General features: G+C 66.9%; 12 protein-coding genes. 7 read left to right on the plus strand and 5 right to left on the minus strand.

Annotated elements, in window-relative coordinates:
* Positions 1-70 precede the first annotated feature (70 nt).
* From HV793_RS18100 to HV793_RS18115, 4 genes are all read left to right on the plus strand, one after another.
* Positions 71-559 (plus strand): RNA polymerase sigma factor, encoded by a 489-nt coding sequence (locus HV793_RS18100; RefSeq protein ID WP_054456036.1) that lies wholly within the window; start codon positions 71-73, stop codon positions 557-559.
* A gap of 2 nt (positions 560-561) precedes the next feature.
* Positions 562-1,482, plus strand: coding sequence for a FecR family protein (locus tag HV793_RS18105; RefSeq protein ID WP_175213694.1), 921 nt, complete (start codon positions 562-564; stop codon positions 1,480-1,482).
* 117 nt (positions 1,483-1,599) lie between these two features.
* Complete coding sequence (locus HV793_RS18110; RefSeq protein WP_175213695.1) at positions 1,600-4,233, plus strand: TonB-dependent receptor; 2,634 nt, start codon at positions 1,600-1,602, stop codon at positions 4,231-4,233.
* The gene (locus tag HV793_RS18115; protein ID WP_175213696.1) at positions 4,206-5,387 is read left to right on the plus strand and encodes a cytochrome-c peroxidase; all 1,182 of its coding nucleotides are present in this window, start codon (positions 4,206-4,208) and stop codon (positions 5,385-5,387) included. The genes HV793_RS18110 and HV793_RS18115 overlap by 28 nt, the downstream gene beginning before the upstream one ends.
* A gap of 66 nt (positions 5,388-5,453) precedes the next feature.
* On the opposite strand, the gene HV793_RS18120 is transcribed toward HV793_RS18115, so the two are convergent.
* The 3 genes from HV793_RS18120 to HV793_RS18130 are packed head-to-tail and all read right to left on the minus strand — an operon-like array spanning position 5,454 to position 9,264.
* Complete coding sequence (locus HV793_RS18120; RefSeq protein ID WP_054456030.1) at positions 5,454-5,759, minus strand: chorismate mutase; 306 nt, start codon at positions 5,757-5,759, stop codon at positions 5,454-5,456.
* Positions 5,760-5,764: 5 nt separating this feature from the next.
* Complete coding sequence (locus HV793_RS18125) at positions 5,765-8,059, minus strand: UvrD-helicase domain-containing protein (RefSeq protein WP_059373632.1); 2,295 nt, start codon at positions 8,057-8,059, stop codon at positions 5,765-5,767.
* Complete coding sequence (locus tag HV793_RS18130) at positions 8,056-9,264, minus strand: DesA family fatty acid desaturase (protein WP_175213697.1); 1,209 nt, start codon at positions 9,262-9,264, stop codon at positions 8,056-8,058. The genes HV793_RS18125 and HV793_RS18130 overlap by 4 nt, the downstream gene beginning before the upstream one ends.
* Positions 9,265-9,619: 355 nt before the next feature.
* Between HV793_RS18130 and HV793_RS18135 the strand changes: the two genes are divergently transcribed.
* Positions 9,620-10,015 (plus strand): hypothetical protein, encoded by a 396-nt coding sequence (locus tag HV793_RS18135; protein ID WP_119449336.1) that lies wholly within the window; start codon positions 9,620-9,622, stop codon positions 10,013-10,015.
* Between the two features lie 14 nt (positions 10,016-10,029).
* Here the strand turns inward: HV793_RS18135 and HV793_RS31265 are convergent, their stop codons facing one another.
* Both HV793_RS31265 and purN read right to left on the minus strand, forming a co-directional pair.
* Positions 10,030-11,370 carry an RsmB/NOP family class I SAM-dependent RNA methyltransferase gene (locus HV793_RS31265; RefSeq protein WP_088159695.1) on the minus strand — a complete coding sequence of 447 codons (1,341 nt, stop codon included), beginning with the start codon at positions 11,368-11,370 and terminating at the stop codon, positions 10,030-10,032.
* A gap of 1,027 nt (positions 11,371-12,397) precedes the next feature.
* The gene (purN, locus tag HV793_RS18145) at positions 12,398-13,054 is read right to left on the minus strand and encodes a phosphoribosylglycinamide formyltransferase (RefSeq protein ID WP_088159649.1); all 657 of its coding nucleotides are present in this window, start codon (positions 13,052-13,054) and stop codon (positions 12,398-12,400) included.
* Between the two features lie 134 nt (positions 13,055-13,188).
* Here purN and HV793_RS18150 point away from each other — a divergent pair, with 134 nt between their 5' ends.
* Both HV793_RS18150 and ileS read left to right on the plus strand, forming a co-directional pair.
* Positions 13,189-14,154: a bifunctional riboflavin kinase/FAD synthetase gene (locus HV793_RS18150; RefSeq protein WP_054456020.1), complete on the plus strand. Its 966-nt coding sequence runs from the start codon at positions 13,189-13,191 to the stop codon at positions 14,152-14,154.
* Positions 14,144-17,005 (plus strand): isoleucine--tRNA ligase, encoded by a 2,862-nt coding sequence (gene ileS / locus HV793_RS18155; protein WP_119449335.1) that lies wholly within the window; start codon positions 14,144-14,146, stop codon positions 17,003-17,005. The genes HV793_RS18150 and ileS overlap by 11 nt, the downstream gene beginning before the upstream one ends.
* Position 17,006: the final 1 nt, after the last annotated feature.

Here is a 17,006-nt window from a genome sequence, read left to right on the forward strand (position 1 = left end):
AGAAATAGAAATCGTTATCATTTATACTCTGGCGCGAATTTGACTCTATCTGGCGCCCGGCGCCGGCGACATGTCTACGCTCACGGATGTATTTCTCCGCCATTACCGAGAGGTGCTGGGTTTTCTCTCTTTGCGCACCGGCTCGCGCGACGTCGCGCAAGACTGCGCCCAGGACACCTGGATCAAGCTGGCGGAATTCAAGGACAGGACGCGTCCCGACAACGACCGCGCCTACGTCTTCCGCGTGGCCGCCAACATCGCTACCGACTGGCACCGGCGCCGCAGCCGCGAACAGGCCGCCACCGCCGACTACGCCGCTTCGCGCCCTACCCTGCATGAACCCGACACCCTGGACGTGGCTGCCGCGCGGCAAATGCTGCGCAGGCTGGAAACCGCGCTGCTGGCCCAGCCGCGCCGCAGCCTGGACGTGTTCGTGCTGCACCGGCACGAGGGCCTGAGTTACCGCGCCATCGCCGAGCGTTTCGCGATTTCGGTCAGCGCGGTGGAGAAACACATGATGCGCATCCTGCTGGCCTGCGACCAGGCGCTGGCATCCTGAGCATGGCCGCCCCCAAGACCGGCAGCGCCCAGGAAGAAGCGTCGCGCTGGGTCGTGCGCCACAGCGGTCAGGGCATGGATGCGCAAGCCCAGGCGGAGTTCGAAGCCTGGTACCGCGCTGACGCCAGCCACGCCGCCGCCTATGAACGGCTGGCGCGCCTGTGGCGGCGAATGGGCGAGATCGAACGCGGCAAGCTGCTGGCGCCACGGCGCGCGCATAAGCGCGGCGCGGCGGCCGCGCTTGTATTGCTGGCCGCCTGGCCAGCCTGGCAATTGCTGCGTACGGTCCATCCTGACGCCGACTACACGACCGGCGCCGAAGTGCGCCGCGTGGCCCTGCCCGACGGCTCCAGCGCCACCCTGGATGCGGACTCCGCCATCGCCATCGATTTCGCACCGGGCAAGCGCGAAGTACGGCTCCTGGCCGGGCGAGCGTTGTTCACGGCCGCACCACGCGCGCCTGGTGGTCCGGATTTCACGGTGGTGACGCCGGACGCGTCCGCAGCCGCACTAGGCACCCGCTATGTCGTGGCGCGCGAGGCCGGCGGCACGCGCGTGGCGGTGTACGAACATCGCGTGGCAGTCCATTGCCTGGTCTGCCAGGATGACGCCGCCTTGGCGCTGGACGCGGGCCAGGAGGCTGCCGTGTCGGCGACGGGCATCACGCGCTTCGCCGCGCCGCAGGAACCGGCGCCGGACTGGAGCCAGGGCCTGCTGGCCTTCAACGATGTCGCATTGCCCGAGGCCGCTGCGCGGCTATCCCGCTATGGCGGCAAGCACATCCTGGTGCTGGGCGAACCCGCCAGGCGTTTGCGCGTCTCGGGCATCGCCAGTATCGACGATCCCAAGCGAGCGCTGGAATTGCTGCTGGCGCAGGCCAAGGTCGGCATTACCGAGCTGCCAGGCCTGCTGATCCTGCGTTGAAGCCGATTGCCAATCAGTAAATGAGAATCGATATAAATTATTCATCGGCAATCCGCTGAGGTAATCCGTGCCTGCACACGTCCTACGGCTGACATCAACACCCGCTTGGACGCATTCATGCTGTTTCCCCACTTCAACCGGCGCGCCCGCCGGTCTGGCGCTTCGGCGGCGCTGCTCATCGCCGCGTTGATAACGGCTTCGCCGGCCCCCGCTCAGTCGACCGCGCCCGTCGCCTATGACCTGCCGGCCCAACCCCTGGGCGACGCACTGCTCGCGCTGGGCCGACAGGCGGGCCTGGAGATCTCGTTTCCGCCGGCGGCGGTGGCGGGCAAGACTTCGCCCCCGCTGCAAGGAGAGTATTCGCCGCTGCTCGCGCTGAACCACCTGCTGGCGGGGTCCGGACTGGCGCTGCGCGCGGACGGACCTGGCCGCTACATCGTCTACGTGGACAAGACCAACCAGTTTTCCGCCCTGCGCCTGGATGCCGTGCGGGTCTACGGCGAGCAGGTGGGCGAGCGCATCTATACCCGCGAGGACATCGCCGAAACGCCCAGCTCCAACCGCGACCTCAGCACGCTGGTGGCGACGCATCCGGCGGTGCGCACCAATCCGGGCGCCGCCGGCTCGCAGAACCGCGGCTCGCTCAATGTGGAGGACATTTCCTTCCACGGCTCCAGCCCCTACCAGAACTTGTTCCAGCTCGACGGCATGGACGCGACCAACCGCGTGGACCCGGCCAGCAAGAACCTGAACCTGCAGGTCGGCAACGTGCCCAGCAACCCGCAGTCGTACTTCGTGGACACGAGCCTGCTGGAGGAAGTGCGCGTGCACGACAGCTTCGTGCCGGTGGAGTACGGCCGCTTCACGGGCGGCGTCGTCGACGCCAGGCTGCGCCGCTTTTCCGGCGAAAACCGCTTGAATCTGGACTACCGCTGGAACACTTCCAAAATGACGCGGCAGGAGGTCGCCGAGGGCGAACAAAACAGTTGGGCGCAGGGCAAGCCGGGCTATTCGCCGGAATGGAAAAAGCGCTTCTACTCCGCCGTGGGCGACCTCGCCTTCAATGAAAAATCAGGCGCCGTGCTGGCCATGTCGCGCCGCGAATCGGACATCGCGCGCTGGAACATGGGCGTGGACGACAAGGGACAGCCGGCGCCGGGCCAGGCCGCCTATAGCGACCGGATCGACAACTTCCTGGGCAAGTTCAGCGTGCGCGCCAGCGCCGATACCACGGCCGACCTGACGCTGAAATACAGCGACCGCAGCGAAACCCTGGCCAGCGACCTGTTCCGGCACACGCGCTGGGACAACAACCATGAGGCGCGCGGCATAGGCGTCAACGTAGACCACTACTTCCAGGGCGGCCGGCTTGCGCTGCAGGCGGGCTGGGACCGGTCGCTCAGCAACCGCGAATCCGTCGGCGACGAGCTGGTGACATTCAGCCCCTACCTGCTGCCGCGGTACACGGCGGGCGGCTTCGGCAAGGAGCAGACGCGGCAGGACACCTGGACGCTGAAGGGCCGGGTCGACCTGGATCCGGTGCGCACGGGCGTGTTCACGCACATCCCCTATGCAGGCGCGGAACTGAACCAGGTGCAGGCGAACTTCGAGCGTTTCCAGGAAAGCCACTCCTACCAGCGCGCTTACAACCGCGACGGCAGCTATCGGGATTTCAGCAAGGTCCGCTACCTGCCCGGCACCGTGGACGTGAACTACAACATGGCCAGCCTTTATCTGTCGGACCGCATCGAATGGCAACGGCTGGCGCTGGACGCCGGCCTGCGCTACGACCGCGAGACGTTCCTCGGCAACAACAACCTGTCGCCGCGTACGCGGTTGGATTGGGACATGTTCGGTTCGGGCGATACCCTGCTCAGCGCCGGCTGGTCGCGGTACTACGGGGCCGGCGTGCTGGAGACGGCGCTCAAGGAAGAACGCAGCCGCCTGCGGCGCCAGGTGCTGGACAAGAACGGCAAGCCCGTGGCGGACGGCAGCAAGGAGTACTACGTGGAGTACAAGGGCCTGCGCATGCCCTATGACGATGAATGGGCGGTCTCGCTGCGCCAGCGCATGGCGGGCATGGAAGGCGTGCTGAGCTACGTGCGCCGCAACGGCCGCGACCAGTGGGCCACGACCGGCAACGACAAGGACGGCTACCGCTACACCAACGACGGCCTGTCCACCACCGACGGGGTCAGCCTGTCGCTGCGCACGCTGGAGCCCTGGCGCCTGGGCGAGACGCGCTGGAACATGCAGGCAAGCTGGAGCTGGCAGAAGCGCAAGACCAACGCGGACCTGGTCGAAGGCTACAACGGCGACGCGCGCGACCCCGGCGAATACGTGATCTACAACGGCTCGCGCCTGCGCGCCATCGACCTGCCTCCAAGCTCCTTCTACCAGCCACAGATCGCCACCCTCAGCCTGACCGGCGCGTGGCCGCGCGCCGGCCTGACCTGGAGCAACATGGTGAACTGGCGCAGCAAGCGCGACGCCACCGTCTACGTCGGGCGCGGTCCGCGGCCCGACTACCTGGATCGATTCGAATCCGGCGAGATCCCGTCCTACTGGACCTGGGACACCAAGCTTTCCTGGAATCCCACGTTTGCGCGCAGTCTGGAATTCACGGTCGAAGTCCTGAACGTGCTGGACCGCAGGCCCGCCGTGACGGCCAGCAATCCCAACGTCAAGACCAACCGCAGTACCTATCAGACGGGACGGGAGCTATGGCTGCAAGTCGGTTACCGCTTCTGATCTTGGGCGCGGCGCTGGCGCTGGCGGCGTCCCTATCCCACGCCGATGCAGACGCCCAGGACGATCAGGCCGCCTGCCGTACGCCCACGGGCTGGAATGCCGCTTGCCTGCGGCCACTGTACGCCGGGCCGCCCTGGACCTGGCCAGCGCCCACGATCGATCCCGGCGTGGCCTGGCGCGAATGGGGCCCGGTGCCGCCCGCTTCCAGTCCGCCCCTCGCCTGGACCGCCGCCAATGCCGGCCAAAAGGAACTGGCTGCGGACGTCGCGCGCCCGGCGGTGGTGACGCTGGGGCAGATGCTGTTCTTCGATACCCGGCTGTCGCGCAAGGGGCAGGTGTCCTGCGCCTCCTGTCATCTGCCGCAGCGCGCCTTCACCGACGGCCTCGCGCTGGCCGTGGGCGAAGACAAGCTGATGGGCAGGCGGCGCTCCACGCCGCTGTATGCGGCGCCGTTCGCGCCCCGGTTGTTCTGGGACGGACGCGCCGCCAGCCTGAAGGACCAGGTGCTGGGCCCCATCCACGATCCCCGCGAAATGAACCATGACGCCGACGGCGCCGTGGCGCGCCTGTTGGCGGCCGATCCCTACCCTGCGCAGTTCCTGCAAGCATTCGGCGCCGCCCCGGCAGCGCAGCCGCCTGTGGACGCCGACCGCCTGGCGCGCGCGCTGGCCGCCTATGTCGCTACGCTGCGGCCCGAAACCACGCGCTTCGACAAGTTCCTGGATGGACAATCGAATGCGCTGGACGACAGCGAGTTAATCGGCATGCACCTGTTCCGCACCCAGGCGCGCTGCATGAACTGCCACAGCGGCGCGATGCTGACGGATCACCAGTTCCACAACATCGGCCTGTCCTTCTATGGCCGCCGCAACCAGGATCTGGGGCGCTACGAAGCGACGCGCAATCCCGCCGATCTTGGCAAATTCCGCACGCCCAGCCTGCGCAATGTGTCGCGCGCCGGACCGTGGATGCACAACGGACTGTTTCCCGACCTGAAGGGCCTGCTGCGGATGTACAACGCCGGCATGGGCCGCGATCCCGTGCCCAGCGATCCGCCCGACCCGTATGCGCCCAGCAAGTCCGAACACATCCGGCCGCTCGCGTTGAGCGCGGACGAGATCGACGCCTTGCTGGCGTTCATGCAGGTCTTGTAGGAAAGGGAGAGGCGGCGCCCGGCAGCTTGCAGATGATGCAGGCTTCCATGCGCCGCCGGCCTGGCATTACGAGTACGGGCGCTCGCGCAGGCGGGTGTGGTGGTCGACCACGGTGTCGATCACTTCGCGCAGGATGGTTTCGGCAAGCGCGGGCGGCACGCCCGCCTCTTGCGCCAGGCGGCGGATGCGCGCGACCTGCTGCTCCTCGCGCTTGGGATCCACCAGGTCCATGCCCAGATCGCGCTTGAGCTCGCCGATCATGTCCGTGCAGCGGAACCGCACGCCCAGCAGCAGCATTATCTGCTGGTCGATTTCATCGACCTCGGCGCGCAGCGACGCCAGCTCGGCTTTGGAAGTATCGTTGTCGGCCATGAGTATCAACCCTGAACAATGTCAAGTTTGGCGATGCCCAGCGCCAAGGTCTTGGCGCCCACGTCGCGGAACTGGATTTCAGCCTGGGCGTCCTGCCCTGCTCCGCTCAAGCCGATGATCGTGCCTTCGCCGAACCGCGCGTGGTGCACGCCCTGACCTACACGATACTGCTTGTCGCCCACCGTGACGCCGGTGGTAACGCTGCGGGCTTGACGCGGCGCAATGGTATTGGTGGGCTTGCGGCCAAAAGCGTCGCCGCGGTTGCCGCCGCCCCAGCCGGCGCCCGTGCCGCCAACCTGGGCCAGGCCGGCCTTGGGCGACAGCCACTTCAGGTGCTGTTCGGGAATTTCTTCCAGGAAGCGCGACCGCATCGCGTAGCGCGTCTGGCCGTGCAGCATCCGGCTTTGCGCCAGGCTGATGTACAGACGCTGGCGCGCACGCGTGATGGCCACGTACATGAGGCGGCGTTCTTCTTCCAGTCCGGAAGCTTCCAGGACGCTGTTCTCGTGCGGGAACAGCCCCTCTTCCAGGCCGGTGATGAACACCGCGTCGAACTCCAGGCCCTTGGCGGCGTGCACGGTCATTAGCTGGACGGCGTCCTGGCCCTGCTGGGCCTGGTTGTCGCCCGCTTCCAGCGCCGCATGCGACAGGAACGCCGCCAGCGGAGTCAAACCGTCGGATGCCACGACCGGCGCGTCGACCACGCCCGCGTTCAGCGTGGAGGCCGTGTCCTGTTCGGGCACCACGCCGGCAGGCATGCCGTCGTAGTTTTCCTCGGACGCGAACACCGCTGCGGCGGTGACCAGTTCGCTCAGGTTTTCCAGGCGCTCCGCGCCTTCGCGTTCGGCCTTGTAGTGCGCGTTCAGGCCGCTGGCCTCGAGCATGTGCTCGACCATTTCCGGCAGCGGCAGGTCGCGGGTCTCTTCGATCAGGCGATGGATCAGCTGCGCGAATTGCGCCAGGTTGGAGCCGCCCTTGCCGGGCACCAGGGCCACGGCCGCGTACAGGCTGGTGTCGTGCGCGCGCGCGGCGTCGCCCAATTGCTCCAGCGTGCGCGCGCCGATGCCGCGCGTGGGGAAATTGACGACCCGCATCCACGAGGTGTCGTCGTGCGGATTGGCCATCAGGCGCAGGTAGGCCAGCGCGTGCTTGATTTCCTGGCGCTCGAAAAAACGCAGGCCGCCGTACACCTTATAGGGAATGCCGGCGGAAAAGATGGCGTGTTCCAGCACGCGCGACTGCGCGTTGCTGCGGTAGAGCACGGCGATCTCGCGGCGCAGGCTGCCTTCGCGGATCAGGGAGCGGATCTCGTCCACGATCCACTGCGCTTCCATGCCGTCGGACGGCTGCTCGATGACGCGCACCGGCTCGCCGTCGCCCTGCTCGGTCCAGAGGTTCTTGCCCAGGCGGCCGGTGTTATGGCCGATCAGCGCGTTGGCGGAATCCAGGATGTGGCCAAAAGAGCGGTAGTTCTGCTCCAGGCGGATCACGGTGCCGCGCGCGTAGTCGCGTTCAAAGTCAGCCATGTTGCCGACGTTGGCGCCGCGGAAGGCATAGATCGACTGGTCGTCGTCGCCCACCGCGAAGATTGCGGCGCCGCCGCCGGCCAACAGGCGCAGCCACTTGTACTGCAGCGTGTTGGTATCCTGGAACTCGTCGACCAGGATGTGGCGGAAACGGCGCTGGTAGTGCTCGCGCACCGGCGCATTGCGCGACAGCAGTTCGTAGGCGCGCAGCAGCAGTTCGGCAAAGTCCACCACGCCTTCGCGCAGGCACTGGGCCTCGTAGAGCTGGTAGATCTCGATCAGGCGACGGCGATGGGCGTCGTAGGCTTCCACGTCGGCGGGACGCAGGCCTTCTTCCTTGGCGCCGTTGATGAAGCGCTGCACGTCGCGCGGAGGATACTTTTCGTCGTCGACGCCATTGGCCTTCATCAGGCGCTTGATCGCCGCGAGCTGGTCGGTGACGTCCAGGATCTGGAAGCTTTGCGGCAGGCCGGCATCGCGGTGATGCGCGCGCAGCATGCGGTTGCACAGGCCATGGAAGGTGCCGATCCACAGGCCGCGCGTATCGATCGGCAGGATGGCCGACATGCGCGCGAGCATTTCGCGCGCCGCCTTGTTGGTGAACGTGACCGCCAGCAGCCCAAAAGGCGAGGCCTGGCCGGTTTGAATCAGCCAGGCCATGCGGGTGGTGAGCACCCGGGTCTTGCCGCTGCCCGCCCCGGCCAGGACCAGGGCGTGCTGCGGTTCTAACGTTACTGCGGCGCGTTGTTCAGGATTGAGCTTCTCTAGCATCATGCCGCGTAGCGGCGCAGACGTTGAGCGAATTGCTCGAGCCCGGCGATGCCGCTTTGCTGGGCGCGCTGGCACCAGGCCTGCAGGTCATGAAGAAGCTGTTCGCTGCTGGCGCTGGAGCTTTCCCAGATGCGGCCGAGTTCACGGCGCATCTGTACCAGCGTGGCGAGCGACTTGTTGCGGGCGATGGCTTGATCCACGGCGGCAACCTGTTCGGGCTGGAGGATGTCCTCGTTGCGGTGGATGGCGCGGCGCACGCTGTGCAGCTTGGTCCAGTCGCACTCGGCGCTGTCCTTGTTGCGCGAATCCTTCAGCTTGGCCAGCTCTTCACGGGCGGCGCTCTTGATCACGTCCGCATAGCGGGCCATGACTTCGTAGCGGTGCGTGATCACGCCCTGCAGGGTGCGCAGGTCGATGCCGGTCTTGCTGTCGTCCAGCTTGAGCTTGGGCGCAACCTTCTTGATCTTGGCCAGGCCGAAGAACTTCAGGATGTTGATGTAGCACCAGCCGATGTCGAATTCGTACCACTTGGCCGAGAACTTGGCCGACGTGCCATGGGCGTGGTGGTTGTTGTGCAGCTCTTCGCCGCCGATCACGATGCCCCAGGGGAACACGTTGGTGCTGGTGTCCGGGCTGTTGTAGTTGCGGTAGCCCCAGTAGTGGCCGATGCCGTTGACGACGCCGGCGGCCCAGAAGGGGATCCAGGCCATCTGCACGGCCCATACCGTGACGCCGATGGCGCCGAACAGGGCGATGTCGATGGCGAGCATGGACAGCACGCCCCACAGGCTGTGCTTGCTGTAGACGTTGCGCTCGAGCCAGTCGTCAGGCGTGCCGTGGCCGAACTTGGCCATGGTTTCCTTGTTGTTCGATTCTTCGCGGTACAGTTCCGCGCCGCGGAACAGCACCTTCCAGATGCCGAACAGGATGGGCGAATGGGGATCGCCTTCCTTTTCGCACTTGGCGTGGTGCTTGCGGTGAATGGCCACCCATTCCTTGGTGACCATGCCGGTCGTCATCCAGAGCCAGAAACGGAAGAAGTGCATGACGGCCGGATGCAGATCCAGACCACGGTGCGCTTGGCTGCGATGGAGAAAGACCGTGACCGACACAATCGTGATGTGCGTCACAACCAGAGTGAACACGACAACCTGCCACCAAGTGGCTTGGGTCAGACCGCCGGCAATGAAGGAAAGGATGTAATCCATAAAGCTGTTAGGAGCCTCGCTAGAGAAGTGCCTGGAGTTTAGCTTACCTTGGCTGACTTATGACAAGGTAGTTTCAAAATAGTTTTTGAGCGAAATCAAGGACTAAGCCCCGGTTTTTCAGGGCAAAAACCCACTCTCGCCACCAAAAATGCGGGTTGCGAGGCCGAGCCTTGCGGCACGCGGCGCTAGGGCCGTCCTCCCCAGGGTAGGTGGGGGGCATACGCGAAGGCGCAAGGTTTGGGCTCGATTTCGCCGTTAAAGTTCCTGTCAGCTTGGCGTCCGGTCTTGAAGCGGACTTGCGGCTGGCGCACACTGCGGGTGCTTTACCGACCAAACTGTCTCTTTTGTCCCACTGATGTTGCTGAAAAAAATCCGTCCCCAATTTTTTTACGCCCTGGCCGCGCTGGGCACCGTCCTGCCCGCCACCGTTTCCGCGCAAACGCTGAAATCGGGCGACGTCGCCGTGCTGGCCTCGTACTACGAGATCCGCGGATCGGACTGCCTGGCGCTGCGCGCGCCGCGCGTATCGCTCACCATGACGCCGCGCCTGGGCAAGGCCAACATCATGCAGACGCGGGGCCAGTCCAGCGATTCCGGGCGTTGCGCCTACCAGACCGTGCCGGTATCCCAGGTGGTCTACCAGGCGGACCAGCCAGGCAATGACAGCCTGGCCTGGGAAGTGAAGTACCAGAACAAGACCCTGGGCACGCGCCGCTACAGCGCCACGGTGGTGGTGACGCCGGGTCCCTGACCCGGCGCTCCCGATCAGGCCGGCTGGTCCTGCGGACCGGCCGCGTCCCCGTCGGACGTTTCTTCAGTCGAAACCTCGTCCGCTTCCGAAGCTTCTTCGGCCACGGTCGCCGCGCCCTTCTTCTTGCGCTCGAATACCGCGGCGAAAAAGCCGTCGGTGCCGTGCACGTCGGGGCGCAGCTGCACGTAGGGGCCGTCCAGCTTCAGGTTTTCACAGCGCGCGGCCAGGATCTCGGCGGCGTCCAGGCGCTCGAAATCCGGATGGCTGGCGAGGAAACGCTCGGCCTGGACCTCGTTTTCCTCGGCCAGCAGGCTGCAGGTGGCGTACACCAGGCGGCCGCCCGGGGCGACGCAGCGCGCCGCGCTGTTGAGGATGCGTTCCTGCAGCTGGCCCAGTTCGGCCAGCGCCTCGGGGTGCTGGCGCCATTTCAGGTCCGGATTGCGGCGCAGGGTGCCAATGCCGCTGCACGGGGCATCGACCAGCACGCGCTGGGCCTTGCCGGCCAGGCGCTTGACGCGGGCGTCGTTTTCGCTGTCGATGACCACCGGCACCACGTTGGACAGGCCGCTGCGCGCAAAGCGCGGCTTGGCGCGCTGCAGGCGGGCCGCGGACACGTCGAACGCGTACAGGCGGCCGGTGGAGCGCATCAGCGCGCCCAGCAGCAGTGTTTTGCCGCCCGCGCCGGCGCAGAAATCGATGATCATTTCGCCGCGGCGCGGCGCCACCAGCAGCGCCAGCAACTGGCTGCCCTCGTCCTGGACTTCGATGCTGCCGTTCTCGAACTGCGGCCAACGGTTGATGGCCGGACGGCCTTCCATGCGGATGCCCCAGGGCGAATAAGGCATGGCGACAGGTTCGTAGCGGCCGGCGCCCTGCTGCAATTCGGCCAGCATGGCGTCGCGCTCGACCTTCAGCGGGTTGACGCGCAGGTCCAGGCTGGCCTGGCGGTTCAGCGCCTCGATCAGCGTTTCCGGGCTGTCCATGGCGCCCAGGCGTTCGTCCAGCCAGTCCGGGATGCTGCCGCGCACGGCGCGCGGCAGTGTCGCCAGGTCGATCTGCGACACGCGCTGCAGCCATTCGGCTTCGCCGGCGTCCATGCCTTCGGCCAGCGCCTCGGCGCCCAGCGTCGCGGCCAGGCCCAGGATTGCCAGGCGGCGCGAAGCAGGACCGACGCCGCTTTCTCCGAACTGGCGGTAGCGGCGCAGATGGCGCAGCACGTCGTAGACGGCTTCAGCGACCTCGGAGCGATCGCGCGCGCCCAGATTCGGATGATTGCGCAGCCAGTGCGACAGGGCCGCGTCGGCCGGATAGGTCCATTGCAGGATTTCGCCCAGGACGCGCTGGACCTGGTCGATGCGGATCGCCGCGTGCGATTGGCGCGGGCGATTGAATTGGGGTTTGGGCGGGCGGTCCTGGCCGCCATCGCCGCCGCGCGGGCCGCCATACTGGCCGCGTTCGCCGCCGCGCTCGCCGCCGCGATCATCGCCTCGCGGCGAGCCATAGGACGGACGCGAGTCCGCGCGGCCTTCGCGACGATCCGGGCCATAGGAGGCGCGTTCGCCGCCACGGCCTTCGCCACGCGGGGCGTCAAAGGACGGACGCGAGTCCGGACGCCCTTCGCGGCGCTCCGAACCATAGGAAGCGCGCTCGCCGCCACGGCCTTCGCCGCGCGGAGCGTCGTAGGACGGACGTTGGCCCGGACGGCCTTCGCGGCGTTCCGAACCATAGGAAGCGCGCTCGCCGCCACGACCTTCGCCGCGCGGGGCGTCGTAGGACGGACGTTGGCCCGGACGGCCTTCGCGGCGTTCCGAACCATAGGAAGCGCGCTCGCCGCCACGGCCTTCGCCGCGCGGGGCGTCGTAGGACGGACGCTGGCCCGGACGGCCTTCGCGGCGTTCCGAACCATAGGAAGCGCGCTCGCCGCCACGGCCTTCGCCGCGTGGAGCATCGTAGGATGGACGCTGGCCCGGGCGGCCATCACGGCGCTCGGAACCATAAGAACCGCGCTCGCCGCGGCCCTCGCCGCGCGCCGGATCGAAGGACGGACGCGGGCTCGGTCGACCCTCGCGACGGTCCGAACCGTAGGAACCGCGTTCACCGCCGCGGCCTTCGCCGTGCGGCGCGTCGTAGGACGGGCGCGGCGTCGGGCGGCCGGCCGAGCGTTCGTCGCGGCTGCCACCGGAGCGCTCGTCACGGGCGTTGTCGCGTGCGATCGGGGCGCGCGCCTCGCCCTTGGGGCGCGAGAAGAAGGACCGACCGTCGCGGCCTTCGGACGCGGCCCTGGCGGCGCCAGCCGGACGGGAACGCGGAGATTGGGGTTTGGTCATGGTGTATTCCAGTGGGGCGGAGGGCTTCCGCCCGAAAAATTCGATTCGGGGCCGCTCAGGCGGCCGGCGACCAGGCGAAAAGGCGATCGGGATCGCCTTGCACGTTGACGCGGTGGTCGCTGGTCAGGGTAACCCGGCCTTCGGCCAGCCAGCGCACCGCCGCCGGGAAAGCCCGGTGTTCGACCGCCAGCACGCGCTCGGCCAGGGATTCGGGCGTATCGCCCGCCAGGACCGGCACGCAGCCCTGGGCGATGATGGGACCGTGGTCCAGCACCGGCGTGACGAAGTGCACGGTGCAGCCGTGCACGCGCACCCCGGTGGCCAGGGCCTGGGCGTGCGTGTGCAGCCCGGGAAACGCCGGCAGCAGCGACGGGTGGATGTTCACCAGCCGGCCGGCATAGTGATTGACGAAGCCCGGCGTCAACACGCGCATGAAGCCCGCCAGAATGACGTAATCGGGTTCGTAGCGGTCGATCTCGGCGGCCAGCGCGGCGTCGAAGGCTTCACGGCTGGCGTAGTCCTTGTGATACAGCGCGCCGGTGGGGATGCCCTGCTGGGCCGCCCATTCCAGGCCGGCGGCATCGGGCTTGCTGGCGATGACGGCGGCGACTTCGGCCGGCCAGCCTTCATTGCGGCAGGCCTCGGCCAAGGCCTGCATATTGCTGCCGCGTCCCGAAATCAGGATGACGATGCGGCGCTTGGTGGTAGATATTTCCGGCAAGATAAGGAATTCCAAGGGAAATCGGGCCCGCCCGCCCTACGCAATCCCGCGCGCGGCGACAGCCTGGACGCGCGGCAGGTAAGGACAGGAACAAACCCGGAATCCAAAATTGTAAACTCTCGCTCGTGAAACCATCGCTGCGCATCTACCGATCCCTGCCCCCGCCCGACCGGCGCGCCCCTTGCGCGCTGACGATCGGCAATTTCGACGGCGTCCATCGCGGACACCAGGCCATGCTGGCGCGCGTCTGCCAAGTCGCTCGCGACCGCAACCTGACGCCCGCCGTGATGACCTTCGAGCCGCATCCGCGGGAGTATTTCGCCACCCTGAATCAACGCCCGGAGCTGGCGCCCACCCGTATTTCGGGTTTGCGCGACAAGCTGGCGGCGCTGGCGCGTTACGGCATCAGCCAGGTCGTGGTGGAGCGCTTCAACGCCCGCCTGGCCGAAATGTCGGCCAACGCCTTCATCGAACAATTGCTGGTCCAGGGCCTGCATGCCAAATGGCTGCTGGTGGGCGAGGACTTCCGCTTCGGCCACAAGCGCAGCGGCGACATCGACCTGCTGCGCGAGGCCGGCCTGCGCCATGGTTTCGAGGTGCAGACCCTGGCGGACGTGACCGACCAGCAAGGGCACCGGATCTCCAGTTCCGAGGTGCGCACCGCGCTGGCGGTGGGCGACCTGGAACGCGCCCGCCACCTGCTGGGCCACCCGTACCACATCAGCGGCCACGTGATCCACGGCCAGAAGCTGGGCCGCACGCTGGGCTTTCCCACCATGAATCTGCGGGTGGCCGAGCGCTGCGCCGCGCGCTCGGGCATTTATGTGGTGCAGGTCTACGGCCTGGCCGACCGCCCGCTGCCGGCGGTCGCCAGCCTGGGCGTGCGCCCCACGGTCGAAGACCGCGGCCGCGTGCTGCTGGAGTCGCACCTGCTCGACGAGACCGTCGACGCTTACGGTAAACTCGTACGCGTCGAATTCCTGCAAAAGCTGCGGGACGAAGAAAAATTTCCTGACCTCCCTTCCCTGACTGCCGCCATCGCCGAAGACGCGCGAAACGCGCGCGCCTATTTTGCCGTTCATGGACTATAAAAAGACCCTCAACCTGCCCGATACCCCCTTCCCCATGCGGGGCGACCTCGCCAAGCGCGAGCCCGCCTGGATTTCGCAGTGGGAAGAAAACCACGTCTACCAGGCGATCCGCGCCGCCAGCCGCGGCCGGCCGCGCTTCGTGCTGCACGACGGCCCGCCCTACGCCAACGGCGACATCCACATCGGCCACGCGGTCAACAAGATCCTGAAGGACATCATCGTCAAGAGCCGCAACATGGCCGGCTATGACGCGCATTACGTGCCGGGCTGGGACTGTCACGGCATGCCGATCGAAATCCAGATCGAAAAGAAATACGGCAAGCACCTGCCCGTGGCGGAAGTGCAGTCCAAGGCCCGCGCCTACGCCCTCGAACAAATCGACCGCCAGCGCAAGGACTTCAAGCGCCTGGGCGTGCTGGGCGAGTGGGATCGTCCCTACATGACGATGAACTTCAGCAATGAAGCCGACGAAATCCGCGCGCTGGGCCGCATCCTGGACAAGGGCTACGTGTTCCGCGGCCTGAAGCCCGTGAACTGGTGTTTCGACTGCGGCTCGGCCCTGGCCGAAGCCGAGGTCGAGTACGCCGACCGCGTCGACCCGGCGGTGGACGTGGCCTTCCCGTTCGCCGAACACGCCAAGCTGGCCAGCGCCTTCGGCCTGGACTCGGTGGAAGACGGCGCCATCGTCATCTGGACCACCACGCCCTGGACCATCCCGTCCAACCAGGCGCTGAACCTGCATCCCGAAATCGAATACGCGCTGGTGCGCGTGACGCCGGTTCCCAAGTTCGGTCCGCTCCTGCTGATCGCCAAGGAACGCGTCGAAGCCTGCCTGAAAGCCTGGAACCTGGAAGGCGAAGTGATTGCCACGGCACCGGGCGCGGCGCTGTCGGGCATCGAATTCCGCCACCCGCTGGCGCAGTTCAACGCCGCCTACGACCGCAAGTCGCCCGCCTACCTGGGCGACTACGTGACGGCCGACTCCGGCACCGGCGTGGTGCACTCGGCGCCGGCGTACGGCATCGAGGACTTCATCTCGTGCAAGGAGCACGGCATGAAGGACACCGACTTCATCAGCCCGGTCATGGGCGACGGCAAGTATGTGGACAGCCTGGCGCTGTTCGGCGGCCTGTCCATCTGGGACGCCAACCCCAAGATCGTCGAGGCGCTGACGGAAGCCGGCGCGCTGATGCACGTGGAAAAGCACAAGCACAGCTACATGCACTGCTGGCGCCACAAGACCCCCATCATTTACCGCGCCACCAGCCAGTGGTTCGCCGGCATGGACGTGGCCCCCAAGGACGGCGGCCCGACCCTGCGCGAATCGGCGCTGGCCGGCATCGACGCCACCGCCTTCTATCCGGCCTGGGGCCGCGCCCGCCTGCACGCCATGATCGCCAACCGCCCCGACTGGACGCTGTCGCGCCAGCGGCAATGGGGCACGCCGATGGCCTTCTTCGTGCACAAGGAAACCGGCGAACTGCACCCGCGCACCTCTGAATTGCTGGAACAGGTGGCGCAGCGCGTCGAACAAGGCGGCATCGAAGCCTGGCAGACGCTGGATCCGCGCGAATTGCTGGGCGACGAAGCCGACCAGTACGAAAAGAACCGCGACACGCTGGACGTGTGGTTCGACTCGGGCAGCACGCACGCCACGGTGCTGGGCGGCAAGGACGGCGACTTCGCCGGCTCGCATGGCGCTGAACTCGCCTGGCCCGCCGACCTGTACCTGGAAGGCTCGGACCAGCACCGCGGCTGGTTCCATTCGTCGCTGCTGACTGGCTGCATGCTCTACGGCCAACCGCCCTACAAGGCCCTGCTCACGCACGGCTTCGTGGTGGACGGCCAGGGCCGCAAGATGAGCAAGTCGGTGGGCAACGTGATCGCCCCGCAAAAGGTGTCCGACTCGCTGGGCGCGGAAATCCTGCGCCTGTGGGTGGCGTCCACCGATTACTCGGGCGAACTGTCCATCTCGGACGAGATCCTGAAGCGCGTGGTCGAAGGCTACCGCCGCATCCGCAACACGCTGCGCTTCCTGCTGGCCAACCTGGCCGACTTCGACGCGGTGACGCAGTCCGTTCCTTATGGCGAACTGTTCGAGATCGACCGCTATGCGCTGGCCATGACGGCGCAGATGCAGGCCGAGGTCCAGGCCAACTACGAACGCTACGACTTCCACCCCGCCGTCTCGCGCCTGCAGACGTTCTGCTCGGAAGACCTGGGCGCGTTCTATCTGGACATCCTGAAAGACCGCCTGTACACCTCGGCCGAGGACAGCCGCGCGCGCCGCTCGGCCCAGACGGCCCTGCTGGACATCACGCAGACGCTGCTCAAGCTGATGGCGCCGATCCTGTCCTTCACCGCTGAAGAAGCCTGGAAGGAACTGGTCAACTCGGCCTTGAAGAACCAGGCCGACGCCGCCCGCACCACGATCTTCACCGAGGTCTACCACGCGCTGCCCCCGTTCGCCGATGCCGACGCCTTGTCGGCCAAGTGGGCGCGTCTGCGCGCCATCCGCGCCGAAGTCCAGCGCAAGCTGGAAGAAGTGCGCACGGCCGGCGACATCGGCTCCTCGCTGCAGGCCGAAGTGGACCTGTACGCCAACGGTGCCGACCAGGAACTGCTGGCCAGCCTGGGCGACGACCTGCGCTTCGTGCTGATCGTCTCGCGCGCCACGGTGCACGCGGGCGAAGGCGAGACCCGCATCGAGGTCACGCCGTCCACGCACAAGAAGTGCGAACGCTGCTGGCACTGGCGCCTGGACGTGGGCCAGGACGCGGATCATCCCGAGATCTGCGGCCGCTGCGTGTCCAACCTGTTCGGCACGGGCGAAGCCCGCGACAAGGCTTGAG

Origin of the sequence: Achromobacter aegrifaciens (genome assembly GCF_902859965.1) — a bacterium.
In the GTDB taxonomy this organism is placed as follows: Bacteria; Pseudomonadota; Gammaproteobacteria; order Burkholderiales; family Burkholderiaceae_B; genus Achromobacter; species Achromobacter aegrifaciens.

Bases quoted from the DNA above. Each gene is read 5' to 3' on its own strand.
- HV793_RS18100 (WP_054456036.1), top strand. From the start codon at position 71: ATGTCTACGCTCACGGATGTATTTCTCCGCCATTACCGAGAGGTGCTG.
- HV793_RS18105 (WP_175213694.1), top strand. From the start codon at position 562: ATGGCCGCCCCCAAGACCGGCAGCGCCCAGGAAGAAGCGTCGCGCTGG.
- HV793_RS18110 (WP_175213695.1), top strand. From the start codon at position 1,600: ATGCTGTTTCCCCACTTCAACCGGCGCGCCCGCCGGTCTGGCGCTTCG.
- HV793_RS18115 (WP_175213696.1), top strand. From the start codon at position 4,206: ATGGCTGCAAGTCGGTTACCGCTTCTGATCTTGGGCGCGGCGCTGGCG.
- HV793_RS18120 (WP_054456030.1), bottom strand. From the start codon at position 5,759: ATGGCCGACAACGATACTTCCAAAGCCGAGCTGGCGTCGCTGCGCGCC.
- HV793_RS18125 (WP_059373632.1), bottom strand. From the start codon at position 8,059: ATGATGCTAGAGAAGCTCAATCCTGAACAACGCGCCGCAGTAACGTTA.
- HV793_RS18130 (WP_175213697.1), bottom strand. From the start codon at position 9,264: ATGGATTACATCCTTTCCTTCATTGCCGGCGGTCTGACCCAAGCCACT.
- HV793_RS18135 (WP_119449336.1), top strand. From the start codon at position 9,620: ATGTTGCTGAAAAAAATCCGTCCCCAATTTTTTTACGCCCTGGCCGCG.
- ileS (WP_119449335.1), top strand. From the start codon at position 14,144: ATGGACTATAAAAAGACCCTCAACCTGCCCGATACCCCCTTCCCCATG.